General features: G+C 35.1%; 15 protein-coding genes, 1 tRNA gene and 1 pseudogene. 9 read left to right on the forward strand and 8 right to left on the reverse strand.

Features of this window, described 5'->3' with window-relative positions; genetic code table 11:
• Window positions 1-11: 11 nt before the first annotated feature.
• The 5 genes from QF044_RS00485 to rbfA form a co-directional block, all read right to left on the reverse strand.
• Window positions 12-1817 carry a DUF349 domain-containing protein gene (locus QF044_RS00485; protein WP_307262400.1) on the reverse strand — a complete coding sequence of 602 codons (1806 nt, stop codon included), beginning with the start codon at window positions 1815-1817 and terminating at the stop codon, window positions 12-14.
• A 75-nt stretch (window positions 1818-1892) separates the two neighbouring features.
• The gene (locus QF044_RS00490; RefSeq protein ID WP_307262403.1) at window positions 1893-2630 is read right to left on the reverse strand and encodes a shikimate dehydrogenase; all 738 of its coding nucleotides are present in this window, start codon (window positions 2628-2630) and stop codon (window positions 1893-1895) included.
• Window positions 2631-2692: 62 nt separating this feature from the next.
• The gene (locus QF044_RS00495; protein ID WP_307262405.1) at window positions 2693-4477 is read right to left on the reverse strand and encodes an endonuclease; all 1785 of its coding nucleotides are present in this window, start codon (window positions 4475-4477) and stop codon (window positions 2693-2695) included.
• A gap of 69 nt (window positions 4478-4546) precedes the next feature.
• Entirely contained in the window at window positions 4547-5752 is a 1206-nt protein-coding gene (locus QF044_RS00500) for an ABC transporter permease (protein ID WP_307262407.1), read from the reverse strand.
• A gap of 3 nt (window positions 5753-5755) precedes the next feature.
• Window positions 5756-6115 (reverse strand): 30S ribosome-binding factor RbfA, encoded by a 360-nt coding sequence (rbfA, locus tag QF044_RS00505; protein WP_307262409.1) that lies wholly within the window; start codon window positions 6113-6115, stop codon window positions 5756-5758.
• 94 nt (window positions 6116-6209) lie between these two features.
• Here rbfA and mce point away from each other — a divergent pair, with 94 nt between their 5' ends.
• From mce to QF044_RS00545, 8 genes and pseudogenes are all read left to right on the forward strand, one after another.
• Window positions 6210-6608, forward strand: coding sequence for a methylmalonyl-CoA epimerase (gene mce / locus QF044_RS00510; protein WP_307262413.1), 399 nt, complete (start codon window positions 6210-6212; stop codon window positions 6606-6608).
• Window positions 6609-6670: 62 nt separating this feature from the next.
• Window positions 6671-6744, forward strand: a tRNA-Ile gene (locus QF044_RS00515).
• Between the two features lie 291 nt (window positions 6745-7035).
• On the forward strand, window positions 7036-8589 hold the full coding sequence (locus QF044_RS00520) for a T9SS type A sorting domain-containing protein (RefSeq protein ID WP_307262417.1): 1554 nt from the start codon (window positions 7036-7038) through the stop codon (window positions 8587-8589).
• 6 nt (window positions 8590-8595) lie between these two features.
• Window positions 8596-12090: a hypothetical protein gene (locus QF044_RS00525; RefSeq protein ID WP_307262420.1), complete on the forward strand. Its 3495-nt coding sequence runs from the start codon at window positions 8596-8598 to the stop codon at window positions 12088-12090.
• 8 nt (window positions 12091-12098) lie between these two features.
• On the forward strand, window positions 12099-15590 hold the full coding sequence (locus QF044_RS00530; RefSeq protein WP_307262423.1) for a DUF6443 domain-containing protein: 3492 nt from the start codon (window positions 12099-12101) through the stop codon (window positions 15588-15590).
• Window positions 15590-16030: a hypothetical protein gene (locus QF044_RS00535; protein WP_307262426.1), complete on the forward strand. Its 441-nt coding sequence runs from the start codon at window positions 15590-15592 to the stop codon at window positions 16028-16030. The genes QF044_RS00530 and QF044_RS00535 overlap by 1 nt, the downstream gene beginning before the upstream one ends.
• Window positions 16031-16042: 12 nt before the next feature.
• Window positions 16043-16867, forward strand: a pseudogene (locus QF044_RS00540) (hypothetical protein); the annotation flags it as partial.
• A 275-nt stretch (window positions 16868-17142) separates the two neighbouring features.
• Entirely contained in the window at window positions 17143-18834 is a 1692-nt protein-coding gene (locus QF044_RS00545; protein WP_307262427.1) for an RHS repeat domain-containing protein, read from the forward strand.
• Window positions 18835-19210: 376 nt separating this feature from the next.
• Here QF044_RS00545 and QF044_RS00550 read toward each other — a convergent pair whose 3' ends face one another.
• Entirely contained in the window at window positions 19211-20788 is a 1578-nt protein-coding gene (locus tag QF044_RS00550) for a Na+/H+ antiporter (RefSeq protein ID WP_307262429.1), read from the reverse strand.
• Window positions 20789-21126: 338 nt separating this feature from the next.
• On the opposite strand from QF044_RS00550, the gene map reads away from it, so the two are divergent.
• Window positions 21127-21891, forward strand: coding sequence for a type I methionyl aminopeptidase (gene map / locus QF044_RS00555; protein ID WP_307262432.1), 765 nt, complete (start codon window positions 21127-21129; stop codon window positions 21889-21891).
• 69 nt (window positions 21892-21960) lie between these two features.
• Here map and QF044_RS00560 read toward each other — a convergent pair whose 3' ends face one another.
• Together QF044_RS00560 and QF044_RS00565 are read right to left on the reverse strand one after the other, a co-directional pair.
• Window positions 21961-22167: a hypothetical protein gene (locus QF044_RS00560; protein WP_307262435.1), complete on the reverse strand. Its 207-nt coding sequence runs from the start codon at window positions 22165-22167 to the stop codon at window positions 21961-21963.
• Between the two features lie 109 nt (window positions 22168-22276).
• Window positions 22277-24418: an outer membrane beta-barrel protein gene (locus QF044_RS00565; RefSeq protein WP_307262438.1), complete on the reverse strand. Its 2142-nt coding sequence runs from the start codon at window positions 24416-24418 to the stop codon at window positions 22277-22279.
• Between the last annotated feature and the right edge of the window lie 193 nt (window positions 24419-24611).

A 24611-nucleotide genomic window follows, 5' to 3' on the forward strand; every position in this document is an offset into this window, starting at 1 on the left:
TTTAATATTTCTTATTCTCCAGCGATGATACTGTGGAGATTTTGTTTCAAGGTTTCCAAATGAGCCTTTTTATCATCAATCATATTGAAAGTGTCTCGCAGAAGAGGGTTTTCTCTTGAAGGCTTATTAAAGAATGCCAGGTTATTTTCAAGTTTTACAATTTCTGCTTCAAGGTCGGAGATTTGGCTCTTAATCTTTCTTGCTTTATCTGTCAACTGGTTTTCAGTTAGTCCTTCTTCTTTAAGCTCCAGCTCATTGATTTTATTCAATTTAAGCTTTTCTCTAAGAGTTCTGTTGAATTCGGTATTGATCGAAATTTTATCTCTCGGTACCTTTCCAATATTATTCCAGGCTGTTTTTATGGCTTCAATTCTTTCTACACTTCCTTCATCATTAGAAACGGTTTTTAGATCTTCAAGAATTTCTTTTTTGTGCTTGTAATTTTCTTTCCAGTTGTCGTTGGAAGTATTGTTTTTCTCTCTGTAATTATTAAAGAACGTATTACATGCATCACGGAATTCATCCCAGATTTTATTGGTCATGCTTTTGGGAACATGTCCGATCTTTTTCCAGTCTTCCTGAAGCTTTTTGAATAACGGAACGGTAATATCCCATTCCTCGTTATTCATATTGTCCTGAGCAGTGTGGATTAGTTTTAATTTTTCTTCCAGATTGGTCTGCTGAGAGCCTTTCAGAGATTTATAATAATTATTTTTAGTTGTATTGAAAGCCCTTAGCGTTATTTTAAAATCATTCCAGTTCTGGTTGGAAAGTTTTCTTGGAACGCTTCCTGTTTTTAGGAATTCAGTGCGGAGATCTTCCACTCTTTTGATGGAATTCTGCCAGTACCCATGATTAGGGGTTTCTGAAGGCTCGGATAATTTTTTGATCTCAGCGATGATCTGGTTTTTCTTTTCCAGATTGTCGTTTTGCTCTCCTTCAATAGCTGCCGAAAGTTCAGACTTTCTTTCGTGAATTTTGTTTGAGATTTCTTTGAACTCTTCCCACGTTTTTTCACGGAATTCTTCAGCTACCGGCTCAGCTTCTTCTTTCCAAAGTTTATGAAGATACTGAAGCTCATTTAAAGCTTTCTGAATTACAGGCTCGCTTTCCAGTTCTTTGGCACGGGCAATAATATGTTGTCTTTTTTCTAAATTGTGGCTGAATTCCTGCTCCAGAAATTCCTTATTCAGATCCAGCATCTGATAAAACTGGTTCAAATGGTGAAAATAATTATTATTTAGAATCTTGAACTCAGATTTTGCAACCTGTCCGGCATTTGACCATTCTTCCTTAATCTCACGAATGGATTTGAAAAGATTAGTTCCTGGTTCAGAATTAGTGTACAGGTTTTTAAGTCTTTCTATAATATTCTGACGGTGGTCAAGATTTTTCTTCTGTTCTTCATCCTGAGACTTCTGGTAAGTATCATGTTTTTCTCTGAAAATATTGATAAGAGCAGATAGCTTTGACTGTGAAGGATGCTCATAGCTGAAATTTTCAGGAGCATTTCCACCTTCTGTATACTCATGTTTTTTGTCTTCCACTTCATCATGAATGTAGTGACTTGCTTTTTCTTTTAGCTGATTGAATCTTTTGAAATTTTCACCAGCATTGGCCGTGTTGATGATTTTTTCCATTTCTTTCAAAGCATCAGCCAGCGAAATGTCATCAGCATGTTCCTCTTCCAGGTGTTCTACTTCATGATCATGAGGCATTTCATCGTGAACTGTGGGCGTTTCTGATGTTTCCTCCTGAGATACTTCATTAGAATTTTTATTTTCTTCGTTTTCAGAAAGATTGTTTTCTGTAGTCATAGCAAATCTTTTATGTGAGTGGCGTTAAAATCCTTTTGTATATAGCTGTAAAGCCAATTAAGGTACTAATTTAGGTTATTTTTTTTGAAAATTCCAAATTTCCCAAGCTTTTTCTGCTTGCTGTTCAAGCATGTAATATCCGTTCACGGTTTTGGCTCCTTTTTGTGATGCCCTGATAATGAACTGAGTATAGTTTGGGTTGTAGATCAGGTCAATAATCAGGTGTTCTGCAGTGATCCCATCAAAAGGAAATTCAAGGCAGTCTTCTATATTCGGGAATGTACCTACAGGAGTACACTGGATGATGATCTTATGATCACGAACCGTTTCACTGTCAAGATTATTAAAATTAATCTCTGAATTCCTGGAAACTGTAATGGACGGAATTCCATGTTTATCCATAATATATTTCACTGCTTTTGCTGCACCTCCGTTTCCTAAGATCAGGGCTTTGTCCTGATGCGTTTTTTTATGGAGTAAAAATGTTTTTTCAAAACCGAAAGCATCTGTGTTATAGCCCGTCTTTTTACCATCCTGAATCAGAACACAGTTGACGGCACCAATTTTTTCAGCTTCATCACTTAAGTCATCAAGATAATCAATGATCTTTTCTTTATAAGGAATGGTCACATTGAACCCTAAAAGTTCCGGGTCTGCCAGGAGATTTTCTACTTCATTAATTTCATTGAGGTCAAAAATGGTATAGGTGAAGTCTTTAAGCATGAGCTTCTGAAACTTGTCTTCAAAGAATTTTTTGGAAAAGGAATAGGAAATATTCTTGCCTATCAATCCTAATTTTTTATTGGAATCCATACTGTCAAAAATAAAAAAAAGACCGAATAAATCGGTCTTTGTTAACAAATATTTTTAATGACTTATTCTACAATGAATTTTGTAGAGAAACGGTCAGTCTTTAAGATATAATTTCCTTTAGTAAGACCTTTAAGGTTGATTTTATTAGAATTTTTAAAAGGATTGGCAATAGTTTCAATCAATTTACCGGAAAGATCATAGATCTCAGCTTTTGAGACTTTGCTTAAATTTTCACCTTTTACAAATAATTCATTATTTTTTACCGGGTTAGGATAAACGGAGAATTCAGATTTGTCTTTTTTTACCTCCCAAGTTCCTAATGAACCGGAGCATGTCCATGTAAGGTCATCTAATGCCACTCTGTTCCCAGTTTGTGGTAATGGGTTGATGATTTTAATCACCACGTTTCCGCTGACATTAATATTTTCAATGGTGGTAGTGGTCTGTGTTGTACTGAAAGGAATGGTTCCTACGGTAACATCGTTGATCTGAACCGTAAGATTTCCGGCAGTTCCTGAATATTTCAGCTGAGTAGTCAAGGTTAAATTCTGAATTCCTCCTGAAATTGATGAACTTGTTAAGTTTCCGTTTCTGATTGTAATTGCTTTTCCGTTAATGGTCTCGTCTATTCTTGCATCTGTTGCAATCCATGTTATGCCATTATTTGTCCATGTTCTGGTAGCATAAGCCGGAGTAGTGGATGTAGGAATATTAGTGAAATTTTCTGTTCCACAGCTGGTGTTTCCAGGCTGTCCTGCCAATGTAGTTCCATTTGCATTGTTACTTGGAGGAGAAGCGTTTCCTGACGCATCTTTAGCAATCACATAGAAAGTATAGGTTGTAGACGGAGATAGTCCTGGAATAGTTGCTGTAGTTCCTGCAACCGTAGTTTTCAATACTCCGTTAACATATACATCATAGCCTGCAATACCAATATTATCTGTAGCAGCAGTCCAGCTAAGAGATATTGTATTAGAAGTAGGGTTCTGAGTGATTAGGTTAGTTGCAGCTGTTGGAGCTTCTGTATCTAAAACCGGTGTCCCCCAGATCTGGTTTGCATAAGCTGGATTATCAATAAATGGATTTCTGTTTCCCTGGTAGGTGTAAGAGGCATTGTTTCTAGCTATTTCTTCAGCAGATACCGGGTCTGTCATATGCCATGCCAAAAGCTGGTTAAGTTCCCATGGCTGAAGACCTGGGAAAGTAGACCCTCCAAGCATATTTCCAGAACTGAATCCCGGAAGTTCAGCTTCATATCTTGTTACGAAATAAAAAATCATTCTGGCTACATCACCTTTAAATGCGTCAATCGGCTCAAATACAGTTCCCGAATACCCTGCAGACACAGAATTTCCAAGTTTAGACTGGTTCGCAGAAGTATAAGAAGGAACTCCTACTTTTCCAAAAGGATAATTTGATCTCATACCATTCACTTTTCCATCTGTAGGACGGATAAAATGAATATCTGCCACCATTGGGTGAGCTTGATTGAATAAACTTTGAGGTACGATATGTTCTCTGTTGTAGCAATCTCCTTCATTAGAGTATGTGCCACATTGGTTGGTTGTTAATATAAAAGTATATGGATCTGGTCCGTTGGGATTTTCAGAATAGATGTCCAGGATTTTACCGTCATTTTCGTAAAAATAATCGCGGTCTGTCGTTGCGTACCCTGTCCAAAGGCCACCATAGCCATTGTCAATGTGTCCTTGAGTAATTATGGTTTTAAGTGCAGTCTTAAGCGGAGCACCCGTTAAACCTGCAGCTGGAGTGTAATATCCGGCAGGAGCCTGTGCTGATGCGAAAATTGCAAAACTCAGCAGAAAAAAGGATAAAATTTGTTTCATTTCAAAAAAATTGGGCCGTAAAGGTACAAAAAATTGAAAATGAAGCTGATTTATTTTAGATATGCTATATTAATTTTTGGTAATATAGTCTTTGCTGATTTTTGAGAAAAACCACGAAATGGCAATTCCGAAAACTGAAGCGGTAAGCGCTACAATAAGGTAGTTTTTTCCTACAATTTTCACAGGGAAAGGCAGGATTTCATTAGCTCTGAAGAATTCTGTATAAAGCTGGAAATAGCAAAGTACAGTTCCCAATATTAATCCTGAGATAACCCCTGAAATTACAATAAGGATCCCGGTATAAAAATAAGTCATTCTCAGATGGCGCAGAGGGAATCCAAGTGAAATAAGAGATTTTGCCTGTTCTTTCTTGTCTATCTGGAGAATAATAATAGCTCCGGCAAGGTTAAAGGTTGTGATGAAGATTACCAATGCAAAAATCAGATAAATAAACATCTTTTCGGTATTGATCATCTTCCAGAAAGCTGCATTTTCTTCTTCCTTGGTTTTTATTTCAATATTTTTACCCAGGGAAGTCAAAAGATTCTGTTTTACAGCATCAGCATTTTCCGGATTTTTTAATTTGATTACGATCTGATATGCTGATTTCTTTGGAAGGCTCAACAATTCTTCTGTAAGTTCGATAGGAGCAATGATATAACTGTCTAACTGTTCTTTTCCGGGAAATACTCCAGTCACCAAAAAATCTTTTTTATTATAAATATCTTCTTCTTTATTAATGATGCCTATTCCTGGTTTTGGCATGAACATCGTAGCATAGCTGCTGCTGGAATCTATAGGAATGGACAGCCTGTTGTGCAGATTGGTTTCCATCAATACCTCATTGGAATATTTGAAACTTGGATAAGTTCCGTAGAATACATCCTTATTAATAGGGTTGACCTTAATATAAGCAGAATCTACGCCTCTTAAATAAGCAATATCACCTTTGCCCTTATAATTGACATATAATTTTTCCTCAATCACACGGGAAAAGCTGGTGATCGCCTTGTTGTTTTTTAAAACAGAAGTAACTTTATCGAGGTCTTTAATTGTTTTTCCTGAAGTGCTTTTGATTGTAAGATCTGCATGAAGATTGGAAATAAGATCCTTATTAAGGGTCTCAAGTCCGGAGAATACTGAAATGATGACGAACATTGCAGTCACAGCAACCATCATGGCACCTACCGAAAGCCACGTAATAAACGTAACAGCGGTACTGCCTTTTTTAGCCAAAAGGTATCTGGATGCTATGTAAAATGCAATATTCTTCAAGATCTATAAAACCGGATTGTCACCTTCGCCTCTTAGCTCTCTTTCCAGTTTTTCAACATCATCAAGAGCAGTGTCTAAGTAAAAGTTTAATTGAGGAATGATACGTACCTGTTTTGCCATTTTCTGGCCGATAAAATTTCTGTACTGTGCTTTATTTTCTTCAATTTCTTTCATCACTGCAGTACGAAATTCCTGTGGGAAAATGCTTAAATAAATTTTAGCAATACCAAGGTCTGCAGAAATTTTTACATCTGAAACGGATACTAATACACTTTGCTTGCTTTCTGAAGCCTGTTTGCGGAAAAGCTCTGCGAAGTCTTCCTGAATGATCTGTGCTACTTTTCTTTGTCTGTTACTTTCCATAAGTTGTGCAAATTTAGTACTTTTGTTTGAATTGATACCTTCGAAATTAGCTCCGGTATCAAATTTACGATTTAATTATATTCTATTAGTATATATGAAGCTAGAACATATCGGTATCGCCGTAAAATCTTTAGGAATTTCTGATGAACTTTTCACTAAATTATTAGGTGAAGAATCTTATAAAAAAGAAAGTGTGGAAAGGGAAGGGGTTGTGACCTCTTTTTATCAAACAGGAGAAAGCAAAATTGAGCTGTTAGAAGCCAGTAATCCCGAAAGTCCCATCTCAAAATTTATCGATAAAAAGGGTGAAGGCATCCATCATCTGGCATTTGGCGTAGAAAATATCCTTGAAGAGATCGAAAGATTAAAAAAAGAAGGATTTCAGTTTATCTCAGAAGAACCGAAAGAAGGTGCTGATAACAAATTAGTTGTCTTCCTGCATCCAAAATCTACAAATGGGGTACTGGTAGAACTTTGTCAAGAAAAGCAATAAAAAGTTTTGTAGTGAAAGAAATTTTGCTATTTTTGCAATCACAAAATTTAACCAAGTTTTGAGGTCCTATAGCTCAGTTGGTTAGAGCACCTGACTCATAATCAGGTGGTCCCTGGTTCGAGCCCAGGTGGGACCACTTTTAAATTCAAGCACTTACAGAAATGTAGGTGCTTTTGTTTTGTAATGGGGTCAAGGTATAGGTCAAGTTTAAGAGTAAACACAAGTAAACAAATAATCTTTATTTAACTGCGGAAATAATGTCCATTACTTTCAAAATAATCAAACATTATTATAACACGACACGTTTTGTCGCTTTGCAGTGGTAGATTTGCTATAACAATAAACCAAACATATATAATGACAAAAAAAGTAAAAATAATTCAACATGTATTGAAAATTACATTAAATTCGTAAAAACAACACAAATATGAAAAAACTCTACATGAGTGCATTTACAATGTGCACAATCTTGAGCTATGCTCAGGATGTGGTTTGGCAAAAGGATATTAAATCCAGTACACAGGATTTTTTAAGCCATGTGACCACAACCATTGATCAGCAGTATCTTATTACAGGAAGTAGTATTCAAGCTTCTAAACTCTCTACGGGAAACAAACAAAACAACGGCTACGACATGCACTTGGTCAAACTGAACCAACAGGGTCAGGAAGTATGGGAAAAATTCTTTGTTGGAAATAACCATGATTTTTTATCTGCAACTGTTGGGACACAAGATGGTGGATTTGCCGTAGTAGGTACTTCTTATTCTGGTAAATCATTAGATAAAAAAGAAGAATCCAAAGGTGGATCTGATTTTTGGTTGATCAGATTAAACGAATTCGGAGACCAGCTTTGGCAAAAAACTTTAGGATCAACATCCGATGAAGAAGCAAGATCAGTAATTCAAACTACAGACCTGGGATTCTTTGTAGCTGGAAATGTTCAAAATTCGGATAAAGGTTACGGCTCAAAAGATGTTTTGATTATAAAACTTGACAAAGACGGAAAAGAACTCTCTCAGTTAATCTTAGGCGGAAAAGGATTAGATGAAGTAGAGACGATGATTCCTACTAAAGACGGTGGTGCATTGTTAGGGATCTATTCCAGAAGCAACTTGGGAGGTTCAAAGAAAACTGAAAACTTTGGCGAAGGGGATTACTGGATCATTAAACTTAACAAAGATGGAAAAGTTGAATGGGAAAAGAATTTTGGTGGTAAACAAGATGATCATTTGAGAACATTAGTACTGACTTCGACTGGCTATGTTATTGGTGGTGAAAGCCGTTCAGAAAGATCAGGAAATAAAACCGTTGGTATTGAAGAAGGAACCGATTTGTGGCTCATTTCATTGAACGAAAGAGGTGATGAAATCTGGCAGAAGTCTTACAATTTTGGAAACCGTGACATTCTGATGGGAGCGAGTGTTATTCAGAGCCAGGATTCAAGATCCAAGAACCAAGACGTGACCAAAGGAATTTTGTTAGGTGGTTATACTCAAGCAGAAGGTCGTATAGAAACAGACGATGAAACTTTCTGGATGCTGTATCTGGATCAGAATGGCAATGAGCAATGGAGAAAACACGTAAAAGGAGAATCCAGAAAGAGAGAGGAAAGGCTTTCAGATATCAAGCTGAACAGGGATGGTTCTATTATTCTGGCAGGAACCAGTGCCGAAGAACTTGGCAAAGAGAACTGGAAGATTGTAAAGCTGGGAGATAAACAGCTTGATCAGCTGATTGAGAAACAAAACATTAAAATCTATCCGAATCCGGTCTCAGATTATGCTTATGTAGAAATAGGGTTTGATTTTAAAGAAGCAGACATTATCCTTTATGATATGGGAGGAAGACAGCTTCAGAGTCTCAAGACTAAGAATAAAGTGACGAAAATTAATACCCAGAATTTGATTCAGGGAGCTTATCTAATTACGATAAAAACGGATATAAACAAAACAGCAAGCGCAAAGTTGATTAAAAAATAATCTGAAATGAAAAAAAATATTATCATATGTCTTTTGCTATTATGTAATTGGCTATACTCGCAAAATCAAATGAAAGATTCTTATTTAGGATTTACACCAAAAACGCCTGATATAAGTTCGCTAGGAAAATATATTGATAAACCAATATCATTATCTAGTGGTTCGGTAAATGTTTCAGTCCCTATTTATACTTTACCTATTAATAGTAATATATCAATTCCTATTAACTTACAGTATAATACACAAGGAATAAAAGTAAGCGAAGTAGCTAGTTCCGTGGGACAAGGATGGAATTTGTCACCAATAGGAACGGTCACCAGAAGCACTAGAGGCAAAAGAGATAATTATAATGATTCACCATTTTACCTTCAGTCTATTGCGTCCGCCAAAAATAGTTTAATGAACAATTCAACGGGTGTAAATACTGATGTTTGGCTAGACCAAAATGCTGAAAATGTTGATTTGGAACCAGATGAATTTAATGTTTCATTATTCAATATGAATTTTAAATTCTTCTATGATTTCTCATCAAATAAGTTTGTGTCAACACCTTTAAATAATATTAAGATCATTCCAACTCTGAACAATTATGGGAATATAGTTGACTTCAAAATTATTGATGGGTCTGGAAATACTTATTTTTTTGGAAAATCAGATGATAATGACAGTAGATTTGAGGTTATTGAAGAGGTTTCAAGTACAAGTATTAGTAATGATAGTGCATTTTCAAGTGGTACAGATCCACAATTTAATACATGGTTATTGGTGAAAATTACTACAAATGATAATAAGACAGTGAGATTTTATTATGATGACAATTCTATTTCAGCTCCAGATTTAACGAAACAGGATGTTTACCTAACTTCTCAATATAAATATTTTGTCAATAATTTTGATTTTTTTAATGGAAAATATGATGTGGTTTCCTGGTCAAGTGGAAATCCTGTTGTAATAGGTAATAAATATCCAATATCATCCGAAATTGCTAAAACTAAAGATGGAAAAGTATATAACGTTTACAGTGCACCAGCAACATTAGATAAGATTATAAAAAGAATTGTATATGAAAATACAGAGATAGAATTTATTAAATCTACAATAGCTAGAAAAGATTTTAATTCTTATTCATTAGATAAAATTAAAATTAAAGATAATAATAATTTAGTAAAGACTTATCAACTTAATCAGGGATATTTCAATGCGGAATTCCCAACTCCCCTGAATGATTTTTCAAGAAGTAATAATTATATTTTCACACCCAACTTTGATAGAGCTATTCCGAGATTAAAATTAAACGGGGTATCTGAATATGATAAAAACAACCAGTTAATCAGTAAACATAATTTTGAATATTTTCCAGGACAATTGCCAAGTCGCCTTAGTTTTGCACAGGATTTCTTTGGTTATTACAATGGTCACACTGAAAATACTGAACTTATTCCTAATATCAATTTTAAGTATGCGAATAGTGTAAAATTGGCAGGTACAGCAAACAGAGCCGTAAGAGAGGACTATTCAAAAATTGGTATGCTGAAGAAAATTATCTACCCTACAGGGGGCTCTACAGAATTTGATTATGAAAATCACACCTACCAGGCAATTAACGATATTAATGAAGTTGTGATCGGAAATTTATTTTCAATGGAGACGAAATATGTGTTTTTCGCCAGCGAACAAGCAGCAGATCCTAATACAGGAGAACAGCTTCCTCCAGAAATGAATTATGAGATGAACTGGGAGTTTGAAGAAGACACCTCTGTCGATTTAAATACGCAGATTGAGCAGGTTTTTGATGAAAATCATGGAACCAATAATTCTTATAATATTATCATATATAGAAAAGTAAATGGAAATTGGCAAATCTTTACTTTAATGAGCCATACCATTGATAAAACAGCTGTTTTTCCTAAAGGAGAATATCTTTTGACTGCTCATCGAGATGTACTTACTGTAAATGAAGGAGGTCTGTTTGATAGCGCAGGGGGCTTTACGTTAATGATGTCTTTTCTAGGTCCAATAAGGAATGATCAACAACCAAACACTAATCCTGAAAATATACAAAACGCAGGAGGATTAAGAATAAAATCTATTGTCCAGAAAGAAAATAATGTAGAACTTTTACAAACTGAATATTCTTACAATGAAACGGTTGGTGAAAAAGTGTATTCTACAGGGATATTATATGGCTATCCATTATTAGTTACAGAAAACTTCTATGAAGGAATAAATAAGTTTTATGGAGTAATTGATTATCCGTTTAGGAACTCATCTAGCAGTAATATAATTTATGGACAGGTTACCGAGACATCTGTTGATCAGCAGAACAATAAAAAAATAAAGAAAGAGTATTTTTTTGAGAATAATGTTCCTTTGGAAGCTATTGATATTGCTACTATAGAACATAGAACAAGAACACCATATATGGGATGGAAACTTGGAAATCTTAAAAAGGCTTTATCTTACAAACAAAATGATAATGGCAGTTATATATTAATTCAAAAGGATACTATTATTTATGACCGAAGGAATTTGTTCTTAAATGAAAATTTTGGAGTAAGGATTGAGCCTAGAGACAGAGTTTTATTGTCAACATTTGGAGCTACAAATCCAGATGACTATATTTACAAGACTGATTATAAATTTGAGTATTATCCATTATTCTCTGACTTTAGTTTTGAAAGCAAAAAAAAGGTAACGGAGTTATTTGAAAATAAGACACTTATTACATCTGTAGATAATATTTATTCTAACCCTCATTACCAGCTATCCAATAAAAAAACAACTTTTCCAGATAACTCTTTAAGCGAGATAAGTTACGCGTATGCATCTGAAAAAAGTAATCAATTGATGATCAGTAAAAATTTGGTAGAAATTCCTTTAGAAACCTCTACAACCCAAACACTTGGAACCAGTACAAAAACACTGTCAAGAACTGAGACTATTTATCCAAAAACGGTTGCGGAAATTACCAACAACAGTTCCTCTCTGGTCCTTCCATTGTCTGTACTTTCCTATGATATTCAAAATAATATGCTTTCTACCGAAGTTACTTACGACAAATATGATTCCAAAGGTAACCTTCAGCAATACACCACAAAAGATGGTATTTCAACAACAGTTATTTGGGGTTACAATCAGTCCCAGCCTATTGCTAAAATAGAAGGAGCAAAATTATCAGATATCTCACAAACGTTGATAGACAGTATCGTTAACGCATCTACTAATGATGCCCAGCTGGGTACTGATACCTCAGAGCAGTCTTTAATTTCAGCTTTGGATATTTTCAGAAATAACTCTGCATTATCAAACTATCAGATCAGTACCTATACTTACGACCCATTAATCGGAGTTAGAAGCATTACCCCGCCTTCCGGCATCAGGGAAATGTATGTTTATGACACAGCTAATCGATTAAAGGAAGTGAAACAGCTGAGTAAAGATGCTGCAGGAAATCCTGTATACAAAATAGTTAAAGAATATAAATACAACTATAAAAACTAAACACAAACATGAAAAAAATAATCATTCCTATTGGTCTTCTGCTGATCACCCATTCAGCATATGCCCAGCTTACCCAGGAAGAAAACTATATCCAGTCTAAAACCTATTTGGACTACAATGGGACAACACCTACCAAGATCTCAGAAACCGTTCAGTATTTTGATGGCTTAGGAAGACCTAAACAAATTGTAGGTGTAAAAGCATCACCATTAGGAAGAGATGTTGTAAATCATATCGAATATGACGGATTCGGAAGACAAACTAAAGATTTTTTACCTATCCCACAATCTTCAACACAAAATGGAGCTATTTTTCCTACACCACTAGGTAATGCACCAGCTATTTATGGGGGAGAAAAAATCTATGCGGAAAAGGTTTTGGAAAACTCTCCATTGGACAGGATCCAGCAGCAGATTCAAGTTGGAACAGCCTGGGCAAATAAGCCCGTAACCTTTCAGTACGATACCAATGCCCAATATGAAGTCTATAAATTTACAACCAATACCTCCTGGGTAAATAATGCCACATCATCTGCTTTAGTTCTGGAATATTTTCCGCCAAACCAATTATACAAGAATACAGTAACTGATGAAGATGGTAATATCACTATAGAATTCAAAAATGGGCAAGGGCAGGTTATTCTGATAAGAAAGATTAATGATGGAGGGAATATAGATACTTATTATGTCTATAATGAGTATAACCAGCTCGCATTTGTTATTCCTCCCAAAGCATTACAGGGGCCTATTACAGACACAGTATTGAACGACTTATGTTACCAGTACCGCTATGATGGCAGAGGCCGTTTAGTAGAAAAGAAGCTTCCAGGCAAAGGCTGGGAATATATGGTGTATGACAAAGCCGACAGGCTGATCCTTACCCAGGATGCTGTAATGGATCCACAGAATAAATGGCTCTTGACTAAGTATGATCAGTTCGGAAGAGTAATTCTTACGGGAACTATTACAGGAGGTGAAAGAGCAGATTTACAAGATTTAATTAAAGACCTGGTCATTACCGAATCTAGGCATGCAACGGGTTTCGCTAAAAGTGGAATGGCGATTTATTATACCAATAATTACTTCCCTTCAGATATCCAATCTATGTTGAGTGTCAATTATTACGACACTTATCCAAATTACAGCTTCAATCCTTCTTTTCCCACCACACTCATAGGGGGTGAAGTTCCTTTGAGTGATAACCCCTCCACTGATGGAAGAAGCACAAAAAGCCTTCCTGTAATGAGTTTGGTTAAAAACATTGAAAATGACAACTGGACAAGGAATTATACCTATTATGACAAAAAAGGAAGGGTGATTGGTACTCATTCCATTAATCATTTGGGAGGATACACCAGGTCAGAAACCCAATTGGACTTTGCAGGCCTTTCTTTACAAAACATAACCTCACATTTACGAAAAGCAGGTGAAACAGGAATTACGGTAAAAGAACGTTTCGTATATGATAATGGAAACAGGCTGAAGGAGCATTACCATCAGGTAGACAGCAATCCAGAAATACTACTGACTAAAAACAGCTATAATGAACTCTCTCAACTGGTCAATAAGGAGGTAGGAAACAATCTTCAAAGTATTGATTATGCTTACAACATCAGAGGTTGGATGACAGATGTTAATAAAGATCAGATGACTGTTCCCAATTTGGGAGGGAAATTATTTTCATATAAAATCAAGTACAATCAAAAGAATGGTCTCACGAATCCTGATCCTATTTTATTTGCAGGAAAAGACGTAAAACCAAAATACAATGGAAATATTGCAGAAGTAGATTGGAGAGCTGTTGAATCTCTGGGAGCCAACCCACCCATAGATCCCAAAAGGTATGGTTATGCCTATGATAATCTAAACAGATTGACGGCAGGATATTATCAGAACCCGAGTAATCCAGGAAGCAAAGAAAATACAGAATCATTGGATTATGATGTAAATGGGAACATTACCAATCTTTACAGAACTTCTGTCATTGAAAATAATAATACTACTGCTACTGTAATTGACAAACTGGCTTATACCTATGTGGGAAATCAAGCGATAAAGATCAAGGATAACAGTAATAACAAAACGGGCTATGAAGGCACCGCAGGTTATCCTATTGAATATGATGCCAATGGAAATATGACCTCCATGCAGGATAAGCAGATCTCAGAGATTAGATACAACCATTTAAATCTTCCTCATGAAATGACTATAGATTTTGGTACTGCTGGTAAAGTTATAAGTAATATGTATAGTGCAGATGGTACAAAGCTGGAAAAAACCGCTGTAAACAGTGTTGCAGGATATAATACCGTTACGACCACTACAGAAAAGACGGATTATCTGGATGGTTTTCAGTATTACAAAAAAGAAATTATTACCTCAGGTGGAGATCCTGGTGGAGAAATTGAAATGATGACAGCAAGAGCCATGGAACCTCAGGCATTTTCCTTGATACAGCCTATCGACCCAACTATTGATCCTCCAATTGGAGGCGGAGGAATCATTCTTAAAAGCTCTGATTTACAATTTTTCTCAACTTCTGAAGGATTTTATGATTATCAGAAAAATCAATATATTTACCAATATAAAGATCACTTAGGAAATGTAAGGGTAAGTTATACAAGGAATAACACTACTGGAGGTGTTGAAATAACAGATGCCAATGACTACTATCCATTTGGAATGAATCACCTGAAGACAGGGAATGCTTATTTTGGGGCAGGTAGTTATAGAAATTACAAGTTTCAGGAACAAGAGTTGCAAGAGACTGGTTTCTATTCATTTAAGTGGCGAAACTATATGCCGGATGTTGGGAGGTTTTTTAACATAGACCCTTTGGCTGAAAAATATACTCATAATAGTACTTATGCTTTTTCTGAAAATAGAGTTATTGATGCAAGAGAACTTGAAGGATTAGAAGCTGAGGTAATTAATAAATCGACAAGGAATACACCTGTGTCTAATGATGTATCTGGTTATCCTGTAAACACCCCTGCAAAAATTCAATTAACTGCAAATGTTGTACAAGGATCTTTTACCAATGAACAAGTAGAACAAAAACTTTCAACTGTAGAAAATAATTTTAAAAAAGATGGAATTAATCTTACAATTATTCAAGACAATAGTGCTACATATAAAATTGATATGACATATCCAGGAGAATCTGTAACAATAGTAAATGATAATGGTACTACTAGGACAGGAACTGTTCTCGGAGACGCACCCCTTGGAGATCCTATTACTGCAACTGTGAAGGCAAAGGATGGAAATACGGATACAATTACACACGAAATTGGTCATACGTTTGGTTCAGATCACATATGGGAGCCAAACTCAGGGGTTGAAAATACTCCTGCCAATATTAACAATAGGATGAATTCATATGAAAACCCGACTTCTTCAATGAAAGGATTAGGTACAGAATTTAATAAAAATCAGATACAGAAAATGGAAGAAACTGTTAAAGCTAACTCATTTAGATTACCTCAAAATAAAAAATAATGAAAACAGTATTTTTTTTAATAATGGTTTTACTGACCAACAATAGTTGCTCCGCACAAAATAATATTGATTTTTATTATCAAGATAAAACGAAAGCAACAGTAACAGATAGTGCCGCTTATAAATCTTATTTGGAGAATATTCCAAAAGAGTTTCTTAGAAAAGATGACGAAGTCTTATTATCTTTTAATAATGCGGCTTTTATTGATGATGTTATTACTATCAATGGTAAAAGTTATAATTTTGAAAACTATACCTGTGGATATACACAAATCAGAGTTCCTAAAAGAGATGGAAAGATTAAAATTACATCTAAGAAAAAAGATGAGATGGATTTTAAGCTGAAAAAGGGAATTGATTATATTATTATAAATGGAAATTTTGATAATAAATGGAGTGTTACATTTTCAGAATTTTTTCCAACTATGGAATGCTTATAAAATTACAAGTATCAAGGACAGGAATTACAAGAAATTGGATTTTATAGCTTCAAATGGAGAAACTATATGCCAGATGTTGGAAGGTTCTTCAATATAGATCCTCTATCAGAAAAATATGCTTACCAATCGCATTATAATTTCTCTGAAAACAGAGTTATTGATGCAAAAGAATTGGAGGGACTTGAAGCTGTAAAAATAAATGATGGAACAAAAAATCTGATAATTACAGTTAAAGGATGGCAAGGAGGAAATCCAGATCCTGGAAAAACACAAACAAAATATTATGATAAAACTAGTTTTGTTGGAGCGTTACAAAAAGCATTTGGTAGCCGTAGTGATACTCAAGTTGCAGTTTTTGATGGATCAATGAATTCTAGAACACCTAATGATATTTCAACATCTATTAAAGATTTTAGAGAAACAAGTCCTGATGGAAAGTTGATTTTGGCAGGGCATAGTTTAGGAGCTGATAACATTGTTAACGTTGTCAATGATAATCAAAATATAAAAGTAGATAAAACTATAACAATAGATATCTCAGAACCTCTTGGAAAAGCTGATAATCAACTATCTAAAAATGTTAATTCAGCTGATAATTATTATCAAGACAATATATTTTCAGTTGGTGGTACAAAAATAGAAAAGGTAAAAGGAAATAATGATACACTGATTAACAACACTCTGGTTCCTAATACTACACATACAACAATTGACAATAATAAAAATGTTAACGATCAAATAATAAAAGATGTCCAAAAAGTTATTTCCCAAAAAGTTAGTTTATTTTTCACAAATATTGTCGCTTGTGGTAACTGCTGTTTTCTTTATTACTTATGAATATAATATGGCAGTGAAAACGATATTCTCAATTTGTATAGTATTAAATTTAGTATCAATGATTTTGATAATAAAATCTAAGTTTAAATTATTTAAGTCCAAGTCTTTAAATATCTTTTTTTTATTACTGCAATCTTATTTTCACTATTAATGATAATTACAATGATTCTACTTTATATGCTAACAGATACATCAAGCTAAATATGTGGCTAATGTCCTCGCTAAGCAAAATCTATGAAAATTTGAGCTAAAAAAATAAACCACTGCAATCTTCGGTGGTTTACAATTCAAAATACCATTTAGGAAATACAAGGTTAACTTTTACCAAAAATAGCGCAGGAGTTCTTGAATTAGTTGATAACAATGATTACTATCCATTTGGAATGAATCATCTGAAAACTGGGAATGCTTATTTTGGGCAGGGAACTTATAAAAACTACAAGTATAATGGAAAAGAATTGCAGGAAACAGGAATGTATGATTATGGAGCGAGGATGTATATGTCGGATATTGGGAGATGGGGTGTTATCGATCCTCTAGCAGAACAATATCGTAGATGGTCACCATATAATTATGTAATGAACAATCCAATTAATTTTATTGATCCTGATGGTCGTGGTACAGAAAGCACGCATACAGATAAATTTGGAAATGTTGTTGCGGTTTATAATGATGGTGATTTAGGTGTTTACCGTCATGATGGTAATGCTAAAGAAACCCAACAGGAGCTTAATCAAAATTATTCTAAAGAAAATACTTCGGGAGGTGGAGAAAGAATGGGAAGAACACTTGTTTGGAACTCATTTACAAAGTTTGATAAAAAGGGAGAAACTCAACCAGCAGGTAAAATAAATTTTGGGTCTTTCCAAGCAAGAGATTGGCTTAATAATTTTAGTGATGCAATCTCTAAAGATACTGAAGCCAATGGAGGGTTTGTAGCAAGGATGAATTATGCTGTTAATGGTGGCGGAGGCGATAAATATGATTATAAGACGCAAAATGGAGGCGGTTTATACGCTGGTTCACAAATAGCAGAAGGAGTATACGTTTCAGCCAGAGATGTTGGAAATTTTGCAGCAGGTAGGGCAGCTGCAATAACAGGACAAGATAAAATGGATTTCATGCTGAATGCAGGAGGGTTTAATATATCGGGGAATAGTAAACTAGGGCTTATATTTAACAATTCACACTGGAAAAGTGAAGCCCAAAAAGCAGGCTTTCCAGCATATGGAGAACATTTTAACTCCAATCTATTTCAGCGTTTAGGTTATGAAAATGTAACGACAGCTCAAGGAATAATTAAAAAAAGCAAAATAATATGGGGAGACAAAAAAATAAAAAATATCTGTCTGCTTTTACCATTATTGCTATCTATTATAGCATGTGGACATCCTGATTTCGATAAATTTGAAGGCACTGGTTTTTCTTATCAAATAAGTGCTGGTAAAACAGATATAGTACGTCTTAGATTTACTACTGATGAAGGAGCTCCTTCAATTCAGCTTTTTGACACAAAGGGAAGGCTTAAAGAAGAAGCTACTATTGCCCCAAGTTGGCCATTTGGGATGACTGCAATGAAAAATGATACCATACTAATGACCTATGTTGTTGGGGAGCGTGATCTTAATATATTTTTACGTTGGTTCAAAAAAGAGAAAGGCAAATACCATCCTACTCATATAGGCAATTATTCGATCCGCTATAACTATGAAATACAAAATGCATTTTTTATGGATCAAGATTCAGTACAGGTAGATTCATTGTATATTGATAAGAACACACAGATGATGTCTTTATTTTTAAAACAGAAATTAATTGTTAAAAAACCGATGTGTTTGTTTACGGTTGAGTCTTCAAATATATCGCTTTACGATCCATCAAGTAGCTCAAATATACCCTATACATTTGTAGACAATAAGAATATTGTTGAGGAGTATCTTAAAAAAGTTCTTGCTTTGTATAATTAATTTACTTTCCAATGTTGGCTATCTACCAACCATGTTACCAATAAAATATAGCGTTGAAAATCAACGCTATATTTTAATATTCAAAATGGAATTTAAAGTTTTAAAATGATATCTTGGAAGTTGAATAAAAGAAATTGAAAATAGGTAATTCAAAATATTGACAGTTATACAAGATGCTTCAAAAAGGTTGGCAGGTACTGTATTTACAATTCACAAAGATCATTTGAGAAATTATGAAGCAAGCTTTATATGACAGATTTAAGAAGACCCCTTACTCATAATCAGGTGGTCCCTGGTTCGAGCCCAGGTGGGACCACAAAAAACCGTAATACTCCAATAAAGTATTGCGGTTTTTTATTTTCTATCAAGTAATATTTTAACTTTTCATATTCAGTCTTTCCTCCTGAAGATCAAGTAAACGAAGGTGTTTTCTGATGATCTCTTCATCTAGTAAAAGTTCTTCGCGGTTTTTATTAATAAGCCATATTCTTTGAGTTTCGAGAATGTCAATATAAATATTCCGGTATTCCGTGTAATTAATAATGATCTCTGAACTGCTCAATTGTTTCTCGTATTTCTCTAATTGATCTTTCAATGCAGGAAAGCTTTCTATTTTGTGAGCATAATCGCTACGAATTTTATCAACTGCCACTTGAGCAAGACTGTTCTGAATGTCATAATCAATTTCCTTTTCGCTTCTCACAAAATCACGGTCTATGGGTGGGAATTTTTTTAATAAAAAAGGAAGCGTAAGCCCTTGGACAAGCAATGTTAAAAGAATCACGATAAATGTGATAAAAAGAACCAGATTTCTTTGTGGGAAAGGAGTTCCGTCGTCTAAAGTCAGGGGAATAGAAAGTGCTGCAGCTAAGGAGACTACACCTCTCATTCCGGTCCAGCCAATAATCATGGGCGTTTTCCATCCAGGAGATTGTGCATCTGCAACGGTGATGAAATTTCTCATAATTAAGGTCGTAACCACCGCTGCATAGCCTGCGAAAATTCTTACAATCACTAAAACTGCAGTAACTGCAACTCCATAACCTATTGCTGTATAAATATCGGTGTCACCTAAACCGGAAACAATCTCGGGAAGATCTAAGCCAATGAGCATGAAAACAATCCCATTGAGTAAAAAACAAAAACTCTCCCAAACTGTTACCGTACGTATTCTGGAGGCGCTGCTCAAAAAATCGTGGCTACGATAAGAAAGAAATAAGCCGCCACTTACCACTGCCAAAACTCCGGAAGCATGAAGCTGCTCTGCTGCCAGATACATCGAAAAGGGCGCAATAAAAGTGAGTAAAATGTCTGTGTTTGAATCGGTAGGTAAAATCTTGTGCATTTTCAGAAAAATATACGCGATTAGAAGTCCGATTCCTACGCCACCAATGCACATCCATACAAAACTTCCGGCTGCTTCGTGCCATACAAACTGTCCGGTTGCTGCAGCAATCATCGCAAACCGGAAAATAATTAAGGAAGAAGCATCATTCAGCAAACTTTCGCCTTCAAGAATGGAAGCCAGTCTTTTGGGTACTTTTACAAATTTCAGAATCGCTCCGGCACTTACCGCATCGGGTGGAGAAACAATTCCACCCAATAAAAAACCTAGCGCTAAAGAAAACCCCGGGATAAAATAATTAGCGAAAACGGCAACCGATAATGCGGTGAAAAATACAACGACGAAAGCAAAACTGAAGATTATCCTGCGCCACCGCCAAAGTTCTTTCCATGAGGTTGACCAGGCTGCTTCATACAATAAGGGTGGTAGAAAAATGATAAATATTAATTCTGGTTCTATTTTTATGGGTGGTACGCCTGGAATAAAACTTATTAAAAGACCCGCCAACACAAGCAAAACAGGATAGGCAACCTGAATTTTCTTAGCCAGCATAATAAGTAGGGTGATGAGCAGAACCAAAAAAAGATAGAATTCGAAATTTTCTAACATGTGTAAATTTTACATAAATATATAGTAAATTTTTAGAAATATATTGAGCGAATTTAAACTTAAGCAGACTCTAAATGTTGTTATAAAGCTTATATAAAATGGGACAATAAATTTGGATTGTTTCTATTTTGAAAAAACGTAAATCAAAAATAGATTTATCCGGTGGAGATGTCGACGGCAGCCATATAAATTTATGTTAAGGCCCAGGAATTAGGGATAATGGTAATATTACTACTATAAAATAAACTCAGATACAAGTAATTAAAATTATTAACTTTGTAGCTCTCAGGGTGATTATCACTGAAAATGTTTTACGATTACCATCAAACAAAAATAAGATGTCAATAACAAATGAACAGGAATTAGCAGGAATGCAAAAAGCAAGTGAAGCTGTTGCGTATACCTTAAAGGAGATGATTAATTATGCTCAGGCCGGCATGACAACAAAAGATCTTGATGAATATGGGGCTAAAATATTATCAGACTTCGGGGCCAAATCTGCGCCTCATCTTACCTATGGTTTTCCGGGGTGGACCTGTATAAGTGTGGATAATGAATTCTGTCACGGTATTCCTACAGAAAAAAGGATTTTAAAAGAAGGCGATCTTATCAATATCGATGTTTCTGCAGAGCTTAATGGATTCTGGGCAGATAACGGAGGTTCCTTTATTATCGGAAAAGATATCAACCAGCATCAGAAATTGGTAGATGCTTCCAAAGATATTTTACAAAAAGCCATCAACAATATAAAAGGAGGCGTTAAAATAGCCGATATCGGATTTCTTATGGAAACCGAAGCTAAAAAAAGAGGCTTTAAAGTCATTAAAAACCTTGCCGGTCACGGGATTGGTAGAAGCCTGCATGAGCAGCCGGATGAATTAATGAATTACAGAAACCGTTATGATTCCAGACGCTTCAAAAAAAATTCTGTAGTGGCCATTGAAACATTCATTTCCACAACATCAGATATTGCAGTGGAATTAAATGATGGCTGGACGATGGTTGGAAACAAAGGCGGTTATATGGCACAACACGAACATACCATTGTAGTAACAGACGGAAAACCAATTATTTTGACTCAGATGAATGAAATTCTGAACTAAAATTAAGATTAATATCAATATAAAAGCCACTCACAGTCATGTAAGTGGCTTTTCATTTTTAAGGCATTCTTATAAAGGCAGTGTATAATCACATTTTGGATCATTGCCGATTTCAACACCCGGAATCACTTCGCCACCCGGGCAATACTGATTACATGCATTCCATATTTTGGTACTGTTAATGTAACAGAAACAATTGCATGGATAAGCCGGAATGGGCCCAGCTCCGTAAACTTCCTTTAAATGGTGTCTTCCGATTTTCTTTAAATCTTTCATAATGAATATTGTTTTGGTTGGTTGAGTGAAGTTAATAAAAAATTATAAATGGATTCTGAAATATTTACATAAGTAATTCATAATCATATATTAACCAAAAAAATAATTACTATTTTCCTCCACCGCTATTCTTTTCTACATCAGTTTTTGTGTTGTCTTTTACTTTCTGGTTTCCAAAACGCTTCACGAAAGAAAGTGAAAATCCGTACCAATCCGATCTCGTAGAACTTCTGATCGTTCCTCCCTGGCTGAAGGTGGTATTGTCAAAAGTAGGTCTGCTGAAAATATTCATCAGCTGAAGGCTTACTTCCATCTGTGTTTTAGGGAATATTTTGGTTGCGGAGATATTGTGGAAAACATTCGTTTTATTTGCATAGGAATTTCCATTATTTTGGTTAGAAAGTTCCACCCACGCACTCAGATTAATATTTTTGTTAAAAAGATTGGTATAGGAAAGATTGGCTGAAGCACCCATATAGCTGATGTAATCTTTACCTTCTAGTTTGTTTACTGCATTAAAATCACTATTATCAATATAGTACCATCCGGCTCCAACATTCACATTCAATTTATTTTTGAGAAAAGTCTGGTTTGTATTGGCAAAAAGATAATACTTCTGTACTTTCCCGTTTAAGTTAGCAGGTAAAGTAACATTTCTGCCGTCTTCCTCTGCAAAAGAAGTCCAGTAATCCTTGTCCGTATACATATATCTCGCTGAAATAAAATACTTTTTCAGAATTCCGAACTTCATATAAAGCCTGTGGCTTGGATTCGGCTCCAGATCCATATTTCCGCGTGAATACGTTCCATCATTCGTGGGCACCAGAAAAGGATTGAATTCCGAATACCACGGACGCCAAAGGTTACGGTTGTAGGTCAAACTCAGATCATATTTATCCGAAAAAGAATATTTTACCAACAAATTAGGAAGCAGTGTACTGTAAGAATCCTTTCTTTCCGTACCCGCTACATCCTGCCTCATTTTAAAATCAATATGTTCATAACGGACTCCAACTCTTGTTTCCAGCTTCTCAAAAAATGTTTTACTGTAGTTCACATACAATGAATTGATATTATCCTCGTAATGGAAAACATCATTCGTACGGAGGTTATCAGCATTATTTCCTGACAGATTATTAGGAATCACATTATTATTGAAATCCATTTTCCCACCCACTTCAAAATTTCCGCCTTTTCCAAGCGGTTGGGTATAATCTACTTTTATATAATAGTTACGGGTCTGTTCGTGAGAATTCACGCCAAGCAGTCTTAAGTCCGGAGAAATGTTGGATGTCTTTAAAAATTCATTGATATTTTCCTGAGAATTGTAATTGGTACCTAAATTCACATCCAATATCCTGTTTTTTTCCTTATCATAATACTTATAAAATACATTGGTTCCCAACGTACGGTAATGTCCTGTGGCATCCTGGTCCTGGTGATAAGAATCGAAAAGCACATCATTCTTCGATCTGAGGAAATCAGAATCAGACGTTGTGGTACTTTTACTTTGGTAATATTCCAGAATAAGTCCTATGTTGTTTTTATCATTCAGTTCATATTCGGAAGTAGAAGAAAAAGAAGGGCTTAGATTTCTGCTTATATTATCATTCTTGGTTTGGGTCACGTCATTATCTTTGTATAATGAATTGATATAAAAGCTTTTCTGTGCCCATGTATTGTCGCTGTAACTTCCGACCAGGGTTTGTGTGAAATTTTTCTTATGATAATTCAGGTTAAGATTCGTATACTGTGAATTCTTCGTATTCTGCCTGTTGTTAAAAGTTACGCTGCCTTTCATTCCTTCGTCGTCCCTCTTTTTCAGGACAATATTAATCACTGATCCTGCTGTTTCATAGCGTGATGAGGGACTTGTGATTACCTCAATTTTCATCAGGTTGTCGGCAGGAATGGTTTTCAGGTACTCCTTTAATTCCTTACCGGTAAATACCGATTTTCTATCATTGATGTAAACCGTCACCGATTCTCCTTCAGCTTTTATCGCATCATTATTATCAATACTTACCAGAGGAGTCATTCTAAGAACATCCCAAGTCGTATTCCCGGCAAGAATAGCACTGTTGGCTACATTAAATACCGTCCGGTCCACTTTAGACTCTACTGTCGGTTTTCTAGCCGTTAAAGTCACACCTTCAATCTGGTTTTCCTTCTGCTTGATCGTGTCAGTTTTTACTTGTGCAAAACTTAAAGTTCCTATTAGTAAAACCGCTGAAGATATAATTTTTTTCATTCAAAGTGATATTTCACCAATAAGACAGTTATTGCAGCATCTTTGTTACATCCTTTTTTGAAAAAAAAGAAAATATTTTAAAGAAGTGATTGTACTATTTAAAAATTTATCTTCTGCTCCTATTATAATTTATTTTCATTTTTTTTGCCCTTAAATAAGTATTTTATTAATTGAATTAGCTTTAAAGATACAT

Source organism: Chryseobacterium sp. W4I1 (genome assembly GCF_030816115.1).
GTDB lineage: Bacteria > Bacteroidota > Bacteroidia > Flavobacteriales > Weeksellaceae > Chryseobacterium.